General features: G+C 68.1%; 12 protein-coding genes. 4 read left to right on the forward strand and 8 right to left on the reverse strand.

Annotation, left to right across the window (positions count from 1 at the left end):
- Positions 1-423: 423 nt before the first annotated feature.
- Both WJ12_RS25495 and potE read left to right on the forward strand, forming a co-directional pair.
- The gene (locus WJ12_RS25495) at positions 424-2724 is read left to right on the forward strand and encodes an Orn/Lys/Arg family decarboxylase (protein WP_059558295.1); all 2301 of its coding nucleotides are present in this window, start codon (positions 424-426) and stop codon (positions 2722-2724) included.
- 58 nt (positions 2725-2782) lie between these two features.
- Positions 2783-4168 carry a putrescine-ornithine antiporter gene (gene potE / locus WJ12_RS25500; protein WP_034185860.1) on the forward strand — a complete coding sequence of 462 codons (1386 nt, stop codon included), beginning with the start codon at positions 2783-2785 and terminating at the stop codon, positions 4166-4168.
- Positions 4169-4194: 26 nt separating this feature from the next.
- Here potE and WJ12_RS25505 read toward each other — a convergent pair whose 3' ends face one another.
- Positions 4195-5103, reverse strand: a complete 909-nt coding sequence (locus WJ12_RS25505; protein ID WP_059558294.1) for a LysR family transcriptional regulator — start codon at positions 5101-5103, stop codon at positions 4195-4197.
- 195 nt (positions 5104-5298) lie between these two features.
- Between WJ12_RS25505 and WJ12_RS25510 the strand changes: the two genes are divergently transcribed.
- A complete protein-coding gene (locus WJ12_RS25510; protein WP_059558292.1) occupies positions 5299-5880 on the forward strand; it encodes a putative glycolipid-binding domain-containing protein in 582 nt (193 codons plus the stop codon).
- Between the two features lie 4 nt (positions 5881-5884).
- On the opposite strand, the gene WJ12_RS25515 is transcribed toward WJ12_RS25510, so the two are convergent.
- Together WJ12_RS25515 and WJ12_RS25520 are read right to left on the reverse strand one after the other, a co-directional pair.
- Positions 5885-6877: a sulfonate ABC transporter substrate-binding protein gene (locus tag WJ12_RS25515; RefSeq protein ID WP_034185863.1), complete on the reverse strand. Its 993-nt coding sequence runs from the start codon at positions 6875-6877 to the stop codon at positions 5885-5887.
- A 183-nt stretch (positions 6878-7060) separates the two neighbouring features.
- Complete coding sequence (locus WJ12_RS25520) at positions 7061-7468, reverse strand: DUF427 domain-containing protein (protein WP_034185864.1); 408 nt, start codon at positions 7466-7468, stop codon at positions 7061-7063.
- 300 nt (positions 7469-7768) lie between these two features.
- On the opposite strand from WJ12_RS25520, the gene WJ12_RS25525 reads away from it, so the two are divergent.
- A complete protein-coding gene (locus WJ12_RS25525; RefSeq protein WP_059558290.1) occupies positions 7769-9430 on the forward strand; it encodes an ABC transporter substrate-binding protein in 1662 nt (553 codons plus the stop codon).
- A gap of 63 nt (positions 9431-9493) precedes the next feature.
- Here WJ12_RS25525 and WJ12_RS25530 read toward each other — a convergent pair whose 3' ends face one another.
- The 5 genes from WJ12_RS25530 to WJ12_RS25550 form a co-directional block, all read right to left on the reverse strand.
- Positions 9494-10441, reverse strand: coding sequence for a TauD/TfdA dioxygenase family protein (locus WJ12_RS25530; protein WP_059558288.1), 948 nt, complete (start codon positions 10439-10441; stop codon positions 9494-9496).
- Positions 10442-10594: 153 nt separating this feature from the next.
- The gene (locus tag WJ12_RS25535; RefSeq protein ID WP_034185867.1) at positions 10595-11548 is read right to left on the reverse strand and encodes a TauD/TfdA dioxygenase family protein; all 954 of its coding nucleotides are present in this window, start codon (positions 11546-11548) and stop codon (positions 10595-10597) included.
- A 143-nt stretch (positions 11549-11691) separates the two neighbouring features.
- Entirely contained in the window at positions 11692-12537 is an 846-nt protein-coding gene (locus WJ12_RS25540; RefSeq protein ID WP_034185868.1) for an ABC transporter ATP-binding protein, read from the reverse strand.
- Positions 12538-12577: 40 nt separating this feature from the next.
- Positions 12578-13399: an ABC transporter permease gene (locus tag WJ12_RS25545; RefSeq protein ID WP_034185869.1), complete on the reverse strand. Its 822-nt coding sequence runs from the start codon at positions 13397-13399 to the stop codon at positions 12578-12580.
- A 31-nt stretch (positions 13400-13430) separates the two neighbouring features.
- Positions 13431-14273 carry an ABC transporter permease gene (locus WJ12_RS25550; RefSeq protein ID WP_069245926.1) on the reverse strand — a complete coding sequence of 281 codons (843 nt, stop codon included), beginning with the start codon at positions 14271-14273 and terminating at the stop codon, positions 13431-13433.
- Positions 14274-14287: the final 14 nt, after the last annotated feature.

Below are 14287 nucleotides of genomic sequence, written 5' to 3' on the forward strand. Positions count from 1 at the left end.
AAACGCTCCCGCGAATGCCGAAGGCCGAATGCGCGCTGCGCGATGGAGCCTTGCGCGGCGCGGCACGGCCGCGATCGGGCCGTGCCCGGTGCAGCCGATCGTAGCAACAAAAGCGTGCGAATTCAATCGACCGGAATCGACAATGTCATTCAAGGATGAGAAGGATCAAATAATCGGGAATTGCCGTGCTGCATTGCACATAAAAATGATTCAATTATGAAATCCGTTTTGAAAGGCGCCGATGGTTTTACCGAATCGTCAGCTTTTCACCGAAAGGCATCTATGGCATAGTCGGCTCCGAATTGGATGGCGAATCAAACCGGAATTGCGAGCGTCTCACGCCGCGGACCGTGGCCTGCTGTTCGCGTGCTCGTGAGATGAACAACACAACAATCGAAGCATCGGAACCGCGAGGGCAACATCATGAATACTTCTGCCGGTGGCATTCGTCGGCTCGGCATGCGCGCGCTGCTGGTCGACGACGAGATCACGCAGGAAACGGCGACCGGGCGAGCGGTTCGTACGCTGAGCGCGGAGCTCGCGCAACGCGACATCGACGTGCTCACGGCGACCTCCGCCGACGATGCGATCATGCTGATCCGTTCCGATCCGTCGATCCAGTGCGTGCTGCTCGACTGGGATCTCGGCGTGGACGGCCACGGGCCGTCCGAGGCCGTGGTCGACGCGGTCCGGCAGCGCAACGGCAACGTGCCGATCTTCCTGCTGGCCGACCGCAGCGTGGCATCGTCGGTGCCGTCCGCGGTGATGGGGCAGGTCGACGATTTCGTGTGGCTGCTCGAGGATACGGCCGACTTCATCGGCGGCCGCATCCACGCGGCGATCGAACGCTATCGCGCGAACGTGCTGCCGCCGATGTTCGGCGCGCTCGCGAAGTTCTCGCGGGTCTATGAGTATTCGTGGCATACGCCCGGCCATACGGGCGGCACGGGCTTCCTGAAATCGCCGGTCGGCCGCGCGTTCTTCGAATACTTCGGCGAATCGCTGTTCCGCTCGGACCTGTCGATCTCGGTCGGCGAACTCGGCTCGCTGCTCGATCACTCGGGCCCGATCGGCGAAAGCGAACGCTACGCGGCGCGCGTGTTCGGCGCGCATCGCACGTATCACGTGACGAACGGCTCGTCGACGTCGAACCGCATCATCCTGATGGCGAGCGTGAGCCGCGACCATATCGCGCTGTGCGACCGCAACTGTCACAAGTCGGCGGAGCACGCGATGACGATGTCGGGCGCGATCCCGACCTACCTCGTGCCGACGCGCAACCGCTACGGGATCATCGGGCCGATCGCATCCGAGCGTCTCACGCAGACGGCGATCCGCGAGGCGATCGCGTCGAACCCGCTCGCGGCCGGGCTGGCCGATCGCCAGCCGAAGCACGCGATCATCACGAATTCGACGTACGACGGGCTCTGCTACAACGTCACGCGCGTGGAAGAACTGCTCGGCGCGAGCGTCGACCGGTTGCATTTCGACGAAGCCTGGTACGGCTACGCGCGTTTCAACCCGATCTACCGCGACCGCCATGCGATGCACGGCGACCCGCGCGACCATCATGCCGACCGGCCCACGGTGTTCGCGACGCAGTCGACGCACAAGCTGCTGACCGCGTTGTCGCAGGCGTCGTACATCCACGTGCGCGACGGCCGCAGCCCGATCCCGCATGGCCAGTTCAACGAAACGTTCATGATGCACGCGTCGACGTCGCCGAACTACGCGATCATCGCGTCGAACGACGTCGCGGCGGCGATGATGGACGGCCCCGGCGGCGCGGCGCTGACGCACGAATCGATCGAGGAAGCCGTCGCGTTCCGGCAGATGATCGCGCGGATGAACAACGAATTCGGCGCGAAGGGTGACTGGTTCTTCGAATGCTGGCAGCCCGACACGGTACTCGAGGCGCGCACGGGCCGTACGCTGCCGTTCCACGATGCGCCGGCCGAGCTGCTCGCGAGCGACCCGTCATGCTGGGTGCTGCGCCCCGGTGCGCAATGGCACGGCTTCGGCAACATCGAGGACGGCTACTGCATGCTCGATCCGATCAAGGTGTCGATCGTCACACCGGGCGTCGCACCGGCCGGCGGCCTGATGCCGGTCGGCATCCCGGCGAGCGTCGTGACCGCGTATCTCGACGCGCGCGGGATCGTCGTCGAGAAGACGACCGACTTCACGATCCTGTTCCTGTTCTCGATCGGCATCACGAAGGGCAAGTGGGGCTCGCTCGTCAGCGCGCTGTGCGACTTCAAGCGCGACTACGACGCGAACCTGCCGCTCGACATGGCGATTCCGTCGCTCGCGAAGGAGCATGGCGCGCGCTACGCGGGCATGGGGCTGAAGGACCTGGCCGACACGATGTTCGCGGCGATGGAACAGCTCGGCACGACCCGGCTGATGTCGGAAGCGTTCTCGATCCTGCCGAAGCCGGAGATGAGCCCGGTGCGCGCGTACGAGCATCTCGTGCAGGGCCGCGTCGAGCAGGTCACGCTCGACGAACTGGCCGGGCGCACCGTCGCCACCGGCGTCGTGCCGTATCCGCCGGGCATTCCGCTCTTGATGCCGGGCGAGAACGCGGGGCCGGCAGGCGGCCCGGTGCTCGGCTACCTGAAGGCGCTCGAGGCGTACGACCGGCGTTTCCCGGGTTTTGCGCACGACACGCATGGCGTGGAAGTCGAGGACGGCACGTACCGCGTGTACTGCCTGACCGCGTGAGCCCCCGAACGAACGAGCGACCGGCCGCGCGGCGGCCCCACATCGAAGGATCGACATCATGGAAAACGCAGCGCGCATGACCGACGCGGCCCCGGCGGCCGTGCAGAAGAACCGGATGAACGTCTGGCAGCTGACCATTCTCACGGCGGTCAACATGATGGGCTCCGGCATCATCCTGCTGCCGTCGAAGCTCGCGCAGGTCGGCACGATCTCGCTGCTGTCGTGGATCGTCACGGCCGGCGGCTCGCTCGCGCTGGCCTACGCGTTCGCGCGCTGCGGGATGCTGAGCCGCAAGCCGGGCGGGATGGGCGGCTACGCGGAGTACGCGTTCGGCAAGGCCGGCAACTACATGGCGAACTACACGTACGGGCTGTCGCTCGTGATCGCCAACGTCGCGATCGGCGTCACGGCGGTCGGCTACGGCACCGTGCTGTTCGACGCGACGCTGTCGCCGCTGCAGACGGGCCTGTGGACGATCTTCCTGCTCGTGCTCACGACGGTCGCGAACTTCGGCGGCTCGCGCATCACCGGCCGGATCGGCTCGGTGACCGTGTGGGGCGTGATCATTCCGGTCGTCGTCGTGTCGCTGATCGGCTGGTTCTGGTTCAGCGGCGCGACCTGGGGCGCGGCATGGAACCCGGGCAACCTGCCGTTCGGGCCGGCCGTCGGCAGCTCGATCGCGGTGACGCTGTGGGCGTTCCTCGGGCTCGAATCGGCGTGCGCGAACTCGGACGCCGTCGAGAATCCGGAGCGCAACGTGCCGATCGCCGTGCTCGGCGGCACGATCGCGTCGGCGATCTTCTACATCGTGTCGACCAACGTGATCGCGGGCATCGTGCCCAACGCGATCCTCGCGAAGTCGAACGCGCCGTTCGGCATCGCCTTCGCGACGATGTTCACGCCGACCGTCGGCACGATCGTCACCGCGCTGATGGTGATCGCGTGCATCGGCTCGCTGCTCGGCTGGCAGTTCACGGTCGCGCAGGTGTTCAAGAGCTCGGCGGACGTCGGTTACTTCCTGCCGGTGTTCGCGAAGGCGACGCGCACGGGCACGCCGATCGTCGGCATGGTGATCCTGCTCGTCGCGCAGGTCGTGCTGGCGCTGATGACGATCAGCCCGGAACTGAGCAGCCAGTTCCAGAAGATCGTCGATCTCGCGGTCGTGACGAACCTCGTGCCCTACGTGATGTCGATGGCCGCGCTGATCACCATCCAGAAGGTCGCGAAGGTGCCGCCCGGCAAGGCGCTGGTGACGAACGTGATCGCGATGGTCGCCACCGCGTACAGCTTCTATGCGCTGTTCAGCTCGGGCGAGCAGGCGCTGATGCTCGGCGGCCTGTGCGTGTTCCTGGGCTGGACGCTGTTCGGTTTCGTCAGCGCGCGCTTCTACCAGATGGAAGTCGACGCGCACGTGAAGGAGCCGGGGAAGTCGCTGCAGGCGTGAGCGCGGCCGCCGGCGGCCGGTGACGGCTACCGGTGGTGCTGCGTGAGCCGCGGCGGGAGTGCCTGCTTCAGCAGGTCGACGACCGCCCGCACGCGCGGCGGCAGCGGCCGCTGCGCGTGCACGAGCACGTTGAGCGCGAAGTCGGGAACGGCGTATTGCGGCAGGAGCCGGACCAGCCGGCCGTGCGCGAGCGCGTCGGCGCACGCCGGCTGCTGGACCACGCCGATGCCGCCGCCCGCCGCGATCGTGTCGAACATCGGGCGCCAGTGGCTCGTGGTCATGACCGTCCGGATCCGCGCGTATTCGACCGCGCTGCCGTCACACTGCAGCGGCACCTGTTCGCTCGCGAACACGCCTTTCACGCGGATGAACGGGTGGTGCGCGAGATCGGCCTTCGTTTCGACCGGGCCGTGCCGGTCCAGATACGACGGCGCGGCGACGAGCACGCGGCCGACCGCGCCGAGCGCGTACGCGACGAACCCGCCGTCGCCCAGCTGGCCGACCCGGATCGAAATGTCGACGCCCTCGGTGACCGGATCGACGATTTCGTCGTTCAGCACCAGGTCGATATGCAGCTTCGGATAGGCGGTGCGAATCTGCATCAGCACACCCGGCATCACGACCTCGCCGAAGCATTGCGGTGCCGCGAGCCGGATCGTGCCGTCGAGCGCGTTTTCCGTCTTCGATACCGATGCGACCGCCATTTCGGCCGCTTCGAGCAGCGCCTTGCTGCGCTCGTAGAAGAGGCGGCCTTCCTCCGTGCAGGCGAGGGTGCGTGCACTGCGCATCAGCAGCCGCGTGCCGAGATGCTTTTCGAGTTTTTCGATGCGTTCGCTGACGGCCGGCTGGCCCATGTCGAGATCCCGCGCCGCGCCGGACATCGTGCCGCGCTCCACGACCCTGACGTAGATGCGCATCGTCGCCAACAAATCCATGAAGTCGCGCCTTTTGTCTTCCGGTTCGATTCCTGCCGATCGACGGATGGTACCAAAGCAGCGGCGGTGCGGCGGTGTGCGTGGTGCCGATAGTGACTATCGGCAAGAGGGCGGCCGGTGCCGAAGCCGCGTGCGTTCGGCGGCGTCGTGAGCGAAAATCGGCTTCCTTGCGCGCGACCGACAGGAGAGCACGACATGACGCAACCGACCGAAGCGATACGCACGCACTGCGTCGCATGGCAGATCGAGCGGACGTGGCAGGCGTGCGAATGGTGCCGGCTCGCCGAATCGCATTCGGGCATCGACCTGTCGGGTTCGGTGTCGGGCGCGATCGACGGCACGCCGTTTCGCGTCGACTACGCGATCGCATGCGGCGCCGACTGGCTCACGCGCTCGGCCCGCGTGACACGCTGGGCCGGCACGACGCGGCAGCGGTGGGACATCGCCTGCGATGCCGGCCAATGGACGATCGACGGCGTCGAGGCGCCGGCGCTTGCCGGTGCGACCGATATCGACCTCGGTTTCAGCCCGTCGACCAATACGCTGCCGATCCGGCGGCTCGCGCTCGCCGTCGGCGAAGCGGCCGTGATCCGCACGGCGTGGTTGCGCTTTCCGGATGTCGACCTGGTGCGCGGCGAGCAGCGCTACACGCGCACGGCAGCGCGGCGCTATCGCTACGAGAGCGGCACGTATGCGGCCGATATCGCGGTCGACGACGCGGGACTCGTCACCGATTACGACGAATGGCGGCGCATCGGCGCCGCGGCCGCGCCGTAACGCGTCAGCGTGCGCTGGCGACCGACAGCTTGCCCGGAATCAGCTTCAGCGTGCTGAACGTGTCGGCGATGTTCTGCTGATACGCGACCGTCGCGTCGGTGATGGGCTGCACGCCGTAGCCGGCGCGCTTGAGCGCGATTTCGAGCGTCGGCGCGTCGAGGCCGACGAGCGGCGACAGTTGCGTGGCGACCTCGGGCACGTGATCGCGGGCCCAGCGGTCGACCGCGTCGACTTCGTCGAGCAGCGTGCGCAGCACCTGCGGGTGGGCGGCCGCATACTTGCGCGCGGCGAGGTAGTACTGCGTGTTGCGCACGAGCCCGTCGCCGTTCGCGACCACGCGCGCGCCGAGCTGCCGCTCGGCGGCGGCGAAGTACGGATCCCAGATCACCCACGCATCGACACTGCGCTGCACGAACGCGGCACGCGCGTCGGCGGGCGTCAGGTAGATCGGCTGGATGTCCGCATACGTGAGGCCCGCGCGTTCGAGCGCCTTCACGAGCAGGTAGTGGACGTTCGAGCCCTTGTTGAACGCGACTTTCTTGCCGCGCAGTTGCGCGACGGTGCGAATCGGCGAATCGGGCAGCACGATGATCGCCTCGCCCTGCGGCGCGGGCGGCTCGTTGCCGATATAGACGAAATCGACGCCGCCCGCCTGCGCGAAGATCGGCGGCGTTTCGCCGACCGTGCCGACGTCGATCGCACCGGCGTTCAGTCCTTCGAGCAGTTGCGGGCCGGCCGGGAACTCGAGCCATTGCACGGCGACGCCCTGGCTCGCCAGACGCTTCTCGAGCGTGCCGCGTGCCTTGAGCACGACGAAGTTGCCGTACTTCTGGAAGCCGATGCGCAGCCGCGTGCCGGTGTCGTCGGCGAGCGCGGGCCGGGCCGCGAGCGGGCCGAGCGCGAGCCCGGCCAGACCGGCGGCCGCGCCGTGCAGCCAGCGGCGGCGGCGCGGGTTCGCCGGGGTCGTTTCAATGTCTGCGAGCGGGGTGTCGTTCATTGGGTCATCCTGCGTGCGGGTTCACGGGCCGCGCGCGAGGACGGCGCGGCCGGCGCACGGCAGGGCCGGATGCGGGCGATGCACGCAACGGGCCCGGCCCGCGCCGGATTCAGGACGATACGGCGGCACCGGCCGGTGGCCAACCAACGAATGCGTATATGCAAATCAGCGGCGCGGCGGTGCTCAATCGGTGCCGGCGGCGCTTTCCTCGATCGCGTCGACCCGGTCCGGATAGAACGCGAGGTGCCCGCGAATCGCCTCGACGGCCGGGTACGGCTGCTCGTAGGTCCAGACCGCGTTGATCGAGCGTTCGCCGCCCGCCGGAATCGAGTAGTACGCGCAGTCGCCCTTGTACGGGCAATAGGTCGCATGGTCGGTGCGTTGCAGCAGCGACAGGTCGGCGTCCTCGCGCGGCAGATAGAGCACGGCCGGGTAGCTGGCCTCGCGCAGTACCAGCGCGCGGCGCGTATCGGCGACGACCTTGCCGGCCACCTTGACCACCACGCGCCGCGCATGGGGTTCGACCGTGATCGGATGATCGGGGCCCGGCGATTTCACGGGGCGGGCGGGCGTATCGGGGCTGATCGACATCGTGGGTCCTCCATGACGCGGCGGTGCGGCGGCGCCGGGCGGATCCCGGCGCCGCCGGTGCCGGCGTTAACCAGCCGATACGATGCGCTCATTCCGGAAAGTCTGCAGGGGGCCGGAAGGCGGCGGCGCGAAAGGCCGCCGGATCGCGCGCCGGCGCTCGCGTGGACGTTTTCATGCACGGGCAGCGGGATGCGTCGGCAACGATAAGCAACGCCGAATTAATTGGTAAGCGATCGGCGGGAGGCGCGCGAAGATCGGCGGTCGTCATTCGCATGACAGCCATCCTTTCTTTCCGTCACCATGAAGAACGCTTACGTTTCGTCAGCCACGCGTCGTGCGCGTGGCGTCCCGCATGCCGTTGCCGCGCTTCGCTGCATCGCCGCGTCGCTGTTGCTCGCCGGCGCCGCGACACCGGCGCTGGCCGCGCCGACCGGCAAGACGCTCGTGTACTGCACCGAAGGCAGCCCGGCCGGCTTCGATCCGGGCCAGCACACGACGAGCACCGATTTCGACGCGAGCACGTACACGATCTACAACGGGCTCGTGCAGTTCAAGCGCGGCACGCTCGATATCGAACCGTCGCTCGCGACGAGCTGGGACGTCTCGCCCGACCAGCGCACGATCACGTTCCATTTGCGGCGCGGCGTGAAATTCCAGACGACCGCATGGTTCAAGCCGACGCGGCCGTTCCAGGCCGACGATGTCGTATTCACGTTCCGCCGCATGCTCGATCCGGACGATCCGTTCCGCAAGGCCTACCCGGTCAGCTTCCCGTATTTCAGCGATCTCGGGTTCGACCACAACGTCGAGCGCATCGACAAGATCGACGACTATACGGTGCGCTTCACGCTGAAGACGCCCGATGTCGTGTTCGTGCGCAACCTCGCGATGGCGTTCGCGTCGGTGCTGTCGGCCGAATATGCGTCGCAGCTTGCCGCGCGCCATCGCGAGTCCGACATCAACCAGTTCCCGGTCGGCACCGGGCCGTTCCTGCTGCGCACGTACCAGAAGGATGCGCTGATCCGCTACGACGCGAATCCCGATTACTGGAAGCCGGACGACGTGAAGCTCGCGCGCCTCGTGTTCGCGATCACGCCCGATCCGGCCGCGCGCCTGCAGAAGCTGGTGGCCGGCGAGTGCCAGGTATCGGCATTCCCGCGTCCGGCCGATCTCGAGACGGTGCGGCGCGACCCGAAGCTGACGCTGTTCTCGGGCGTGGGGTTCAACGTCGGCTTTGTCGCGTACAACACGCAGCATCCGCCGCTCGATCGCGTCGACGTGCGGCGCGCGCTCGACATCGCGATCGACAAGACGGCGATCGTGAAGACCGTGTTCAACGGCGATGCGACGATCGCGACGAACCCGATGCCGCCCGCGCAATGGTCGTACAACCCGCGCCTGAAGGACGCGCCGCGCGATCCGGCCGCCGCGAAGGCGCTGCTCGCGCAGGCCGGCTTCCCGAACGGTTTCGACCTGACGCTGTGGGCGATGCCGGTGCAGCGCCCGTACAACCCGAATGCGCAGCTGATGGCGCAGCTGATCCAGCAGGACTGGGCGAAGATCGGCGTGCGCGCGAAGATCGTCAGCTACGAGTGGGGCGAATACAACCGCCGCGCGAAGCACGACGGCCAGCACGACGCGATCCTGTACGGCTGGTCGGGGGACAACGGCGACCCGGACAACTGGCTCGGCACGCTGCTCGGCTGCGACGCGGTGCACGGCAGCAACCTCGCGAAGTGGTGCAATCAGGATTTCGAAAAGCTCGTGAGCGCGGCACGCTCGAATGCGGATGTCGCGAAACGCACGTCGCTGTACGAGCAGGCGCAGGTCGTGTTCAAGGATCAGGTGCCGTTCACGCCGATCGCGACGTCGATCGTGTCGTTGCCGATCTCGCGGCGCGTCCACGGGTTGACGTTCTCGCCGCTCGGCGGGCACCGGTTCGACGGCGTGTGGCTCGATTGATCGGGAAGCGGCCGGCGCGCGCGTGCGCGCCGGTGCCGGAAGCGGACGGTCGAATCCGTCGGGTCAGTTGAGTGCGACGGCCGCGGCCGTTTCGACCGGCGAGCCTTCGAGCGCGACCGACGGCCGGCCGTCGGGGCCGACCGGCACGTCGCCGGTCAGCGTCGTGCGGAAGAGCTGCCGGTCGAAGTCGAGATCGAAGATGTCGACAGGCGCAAGATGCGCGGTCGCGCGGTTGTCCCAGAACGCGATGCTGCGCGGTTCCCACTTGAAGCGGATCGTGAATTCCGGCCGCGTCACGTGTTCCCACAGCAGTTCGAGCAGCGCCTGGCTCTCGCGCGGCGTCAGCCCGACGATCGATTTCAGGAAGCTCGGGCTGACGTACAGCGCGCGCTCGCCGGTCTCCGGATGCACGCGCACGAGCGGATGCTCGGTCACGAGCGGGCGGCGTTCGACGGCCTCGTCGAACGCGCCGGTGGCGCGCGCACCGGCCGGCGGCGTGAAGCGGTGAATGCCGCGCAAGCCGTCGACGAAGCCGCGCAACGGCGCGGACAGCGTCTCGTACGCGCGGACCAGGTTCGTCCAGTGCGTGTCGCCGCCGTACGGCGGGATCGTCACGCCGCGCAGGATCGACGCCCACGGCGGATTCACGGCGGCCGTCACGTCGGTGTGCCAGCCCGTCCACGGCCGGCGCACCGGTTCGCCTTCGAAACGGGTCGCCTTGCGATGTTTCGCGATCGAATAGACGGCAGGGTGGCCGTCGACATGCCCGAATACCGGGTGGCCGACCGTCGGGTCGCCGAACTGCGCGGAGAACGCGACGTGCTGCTCGTGCGTGAGGAATTGTTCGCGAAAGAAGATGACGCGCCATTTCAGCAGCGCGGCGCGGATCGCGGCGATCTGCGGCGTGGTCAACGGCTGGGTGAGGTCGACGCCGCGGATTTCCGCGCCGATATGGGCGGACAGCGGAATCACGTCGACCGGCTGGGCGGCGGGTTCGAGTAGGGCGCTCATGCGACGCTCCTGACGGAAGTGAACGGGGCGGAGGGCCGACATCGTTGCGCGTGCAAGTGTCGGTGCGGTGACGGGACGCTCATGATCGGATCTTCGGTGGGAAACGGTGCGGCGGCGCGCGGCGCAGGCCGCCGCCGCCGCGGGAGACGGGCGTTACTGCAGCGTGGCGCCCGGCCCTTTCAGCACGACGCTCTGGCGGCCGTCGATGCCGACCGGCACGTCGCCGTGAACGGTCGCGCGGCGCACGACGCGGCGCGCATCGCCGTAGTCGTTGATCGCGTAGTGCTGCGTCGCACGGTTGTCCCAGATCGCGACGTCGCCTTCCTGCCAGTTCCAGCGCACGGTGTTCTCGAGACGCGTCACGTGCTCGTGGAATACCTGCAGCAGGTGCGCGGAATCCTGCGACGACAGCCCCTTGAGCCGCTGGACGAAGTGGCCGAGCACGAGCGTGCGCTCGCCGGTTTCCGGATGCACGCGCACGACCGGGTGCTCGGTTTCATAGACGGTCGACGTGAACACTTCGCGGTAGCGCTTCAGTTGCGTGTCGTCGGCATGGACATGCGTCGACGCGTAGTCGTATGCGTTGGTGTGCAGCGCCCACAGCGTGTCGGCGAGCGCGCGCAGCGGGTCGGGGAGATGCGCGTACGCGGCGGCCGTATTGGCCCAGACGGTATCGCCGCCGAACGGCGGAATCACGACCGCGCGCAGGATCGAGATCTTCGGGTACGCATCGACGAATGTCACGTCGGTGTGCCACGAATTCGCGCGTGCGCCGTGTGCCGAATCGAGTTCGAGCAGATGGGCGCTGCCGTCGACGGACGGCACGGTCGGGTGCGCGACGGTGTCGCCGAAACGGCGCGCGAACGCTTCCTGCGCCGTGTCGTCGAGATGGTGCTGGCCGCGGAAGAACAGCACCTTGTGGCGCAGCAGCGCGGCCTGGACCGCATCGAACGTCGCGTCGTCGAGCGTGGCCGACAGCCGGACGCCGGAGATTTCGGCGCCGATCCGGCCGGCGACCTGGCGAAGCTGAAGCGGAACGGCGGCCGTGCGCGGCGCGGCGTGCGAAACAGGCGAAGACGGTTGTGCGGCGTGCTGGACTTCGGACATCGTGAGTCTCCTGGAGTCGGGTCGGTCGAGTCTCCATTCAAGCAGGGACTGCGCGGAACCGGAACCGATGAATCGTCACAACCTTAGTGTTCCTGCTGCGATGAACGATATGCGCTGCCAAGCGATCCGTTCGGGTCACGCGGTTACCATGCGAGCCGCCATTCGCCGATCCGGTGCGGGCGCGGCGTGTCGACGGGCTTGCCGCCCGTGCCGTCGCGGTGCGGCGGTTCGTGTTCGTCGAAATCGGCGAGCACGGTATCGCGCAACCGCGCGAATTCCGGCGAATCGCGCCGGCGCGGCCGCGGCAGCGCGACATCGACGATGCGTTCGATGCGGCCCGGGCGCGGCGCCATCGTGACGACGCGGTCGCCGAGATAGACGGCTTCGTCGACGTCGTGCGTGACGAGCATCATCGTGATGCGCTCCTGTTCCCAGATGCGCAGCAGTTCGTTCTGCATCCGCGCACGCGTCTGCGCGTCGAGCGCGCCGAACGGCTCGTCGAGCAGCAGCACGCGCGGGCGGTTCACGAGGCCGCGCGCGATCGCGACGCGTTGCGCCATCCCGCCCGACAACTGGTTCGGGAAGGCGCGCTCGAAGCCGTTCAGCCCGACGAGCGCGACGTGTTCCGCGACCGCGCGCCGCTTCGCGGCCGCGTCGAGCGGTGCGTTGCGCAGCGCGGCGGCAATGTTCTGCTCGACGGTCAGCCACGGGAACAGCCGGTGGTCCTGGAACACGATCCCGCGCTGCAGCGACGTGTCGCGCACGTATTCGTCGCCGGCGCGGATCTCGCCGGCATAGTCGGTGTCGAGCCCGGCAACCAGCCGCAGCAGGGTCGACTTGCCGCAGCCGCTCGCGCCGACGATCGTGACGAACTCGCCGGCGCGTACGTGCAGCGAGACGTCGTCGAGCACGGCGAGCGTCGTGCCGCGTTGTGTGTAGTGCTTGCTCACATGGAGGATGTCGAGCGAATCGGAGGCGAGCGTCGTCATGGCGGGGCGATGAAAGGGGTGACGGACAGGGGACGGAATATCAGCGCGGCAGGTCGCCGCGGCGGGCCAGCACCTTGCGCTCGATCGCCCGCGCGATCGCGTTCAGCGCCCAGCCGGTGATCCCGACGACGATGATCCCGAACAGCACGAGATCCATGCGGAACTGCTCGCTGCCGTCGATCAGCGTGTTGCCGATGCCGGCGCCCGCGACCAGCAGGTATTCGGCGCCGAGCGTCGCGAGCCACGAATAGATCAGGCCGAGATACAGGCCGGTGAAGATCGACGGCAGCGCGGCCGGCAGGATCACGTGGCGAATGAGCTGGAGCCGCGAGTAGCGCAGCGCACGGGCGACGTCGACATACGCGCGCGGCACCGCGTGAATGCCGTCGCACGTGTGTGCGGCGACGGGCAGCAGCGCGGCGAGCGACAGGAACACGACCTTGGCGACGTCGCCCAGGCCGAACCAGACGGAAATCAGCGGAATCCATGCGAACAGCGAGATCTGCTTGAACGTGTCGAAGCTCGGGCCGATCATTCGTGCGGTGACGCGCGACAGCCCGAGCGCGGCGCCGAGCAGCAGGCCGCCCGCCGCGCCGATCGCGAAGCCGCACGCTTCGCGCGCGAGCGATGCGGACAATGCGCGGCCGAGCGCGCCGCTCGTGGCCTGCACCCATGCGGTGCGCAGCACATCGGACGGGCTAACGAGCAGCCCGCTTTTCACGAGATGCGCGGAAGCGATCGCCCACCAGAGCGCGATCGCCACGAGCGGCAGCACGATGCCGCGCCAGTCGGGCGCGTGCAGGCGGCGCACGGGCGTCGGCGTATCGTCCGGCGCGAATGCCGGGGGAGCGGGGTGCGGCACGGGTGACTCTCCTTCGATTGGGCGGGCGGGCTCAACCGCGAAACGCGGACGGCACGCCGCGGCGCAGGCGCGCCTCGAGCGCGTCGAGCAGCCGGTTGATCAGCAGGCCGACCGTACCGACCACGACCACGGCCGCCATCACGAGATCGAGCTGGAACAGTTGGCGCCCGTACACGATCAGGTAGCCGAGCCCTTCCGACGAGGCGACGAGCTCGACGACGACGAGCGCGAGCCACGACTTCGTGAACGCGAGCCGCACGCCGGTCGCGAGCGTCGGGATCGCGGCCGGCAGCACGACATGGACGATGCGTTGGCGGCGCGTGTAGCCGAACACGCGTGCGACTTCGTCGAGCGCGGGCGGTGTCTGGCGGAAACCCTGCAACGTGCTCAGCGTGACGGGGACGAGTGCCGCATGCGCGATCAGCAGGTATTTGAGCGGCTCGCCGACGCCGACGAGCAGCAGCAGGAACGGCAACCAACCGAGCACCGGAATCTGCACGAGCGCGTTGAAGCTCGGCAAGACGTAAGCTTCCAGCGTACGGGACAGCCCGAGCGCGACGCCGATCGACAAACCGAGCAGCGTGCCGGCCGCGAAGCCGACCAGCACGCGTTGCAGGCTGACCAGCGTGTGGCGCGCGAGATCGCCGCTCGTCACGAGGTCGGAGAGCGATTCGTACACGCGTTCGGGCGGCGGCAGGATTTGCGGCGCGATCCAGCCGCGCGCGCTGCCGACGGTCCACAGCACGAACAACAGTGCGGGCAGCACCCACGGGGCGAGCTGCCACGCGAGCCGCTTCACGAATGCCGCGCGGTGCGGCGGCGCGGCGAGCGCTTGAGGCTCGGATCTCAGGGCGGGAAACGCGGTGTCGCTCATCGGCGCAGGTCCGG

It is taken from the genome of Burkholderia seminalis (assembly GCF_001718535.1).
Classification (GTDB): Bacteria; Pseudomonadota; Gammaproteobacteria; order Burkholderiales; family Burkholderiaceae; genus Burkholderia; species Burkholderia seminalis.

Bases quoted from the DNA above. Each gene is read 5' to 3' on its own strand.
- WJ12_RS25505 (WP_059558294.1), bottom strand. From the start codon at position 5,103: ATGGATTTGTTGGCGACGATGCGCATCTACGTCAGGGTCGTGGAGCGC.
- WJ12_RS25520 (WP_034185864.1), bottom strand. From the start codon at position 7,468: ATGTCGATCAGCCCCGATACGCCCGCCCGCCCCGTGAAATCGCCGGGC.
- WJ12_RS25530 (WP_059558288.1), bottom strand. From the start codon at position 10,441: ATGAGCGCCCTACTCGAACCCGCCGCCCAGCCGGTCGACGTGATTCCG.
- WJ12_RS25535 (WP_034185867.1), bottom strand. From the start codon at position 11,548: ATGTCCGAAGTCCAGCACGCCGCACAACCGTCTTCGCCTGTTTCGCAC.
- WJ12_RS25525 (WP_059558290.1), top strand. From the start codon at position 7,769: ATGAAGAACGCTTACGTTTCGTCAGCCACGCGTCGTGCGCGTGGCGTC.
- WJ12_RS25510 (WP_059558292.1), top strand. From the start codon at position 5,299: ATGACGCAACCGACCGAAGCGATACGCACGCACTGCGTCGCATGGCAG.
- WJ12_RS25515 (WP_034185863.1), bottom strand. From the start codon at position 6,877: ATGAACGACACCCCGCTCGCAGACATTGAAACGACCCCGGCGAACCCG.
- potE (WP_034185860.1), top strand. From the start codon at position 2,783: ATGGAAAACGCAGCGCGCATGACCGACGCGGCCCCGGCGGCCGTGCAG.
- WJ12_RS25550 (WP_069245926.1), bottom strand. From the start codon at position 14,273: ATGAGCGACACCGCGTTTCCCGCCCTGAGATCCGAGCCTCAAGCGCTC.
- WJ12_RS25495 (WP_059558295.1), top strand. From the start codon at position 424: ATGAATACTTCTGCCGGTGGCATTCGTCGGCTCGGCATGCGCGCGCTG.
- WJ12_RS25540 (WP_034185868.1), bottom strand. From the start codon at position 12,537: ATGACGACGCTCGCCTCCGATTCGCTCGACATCCTCCATGTGAGCAAG.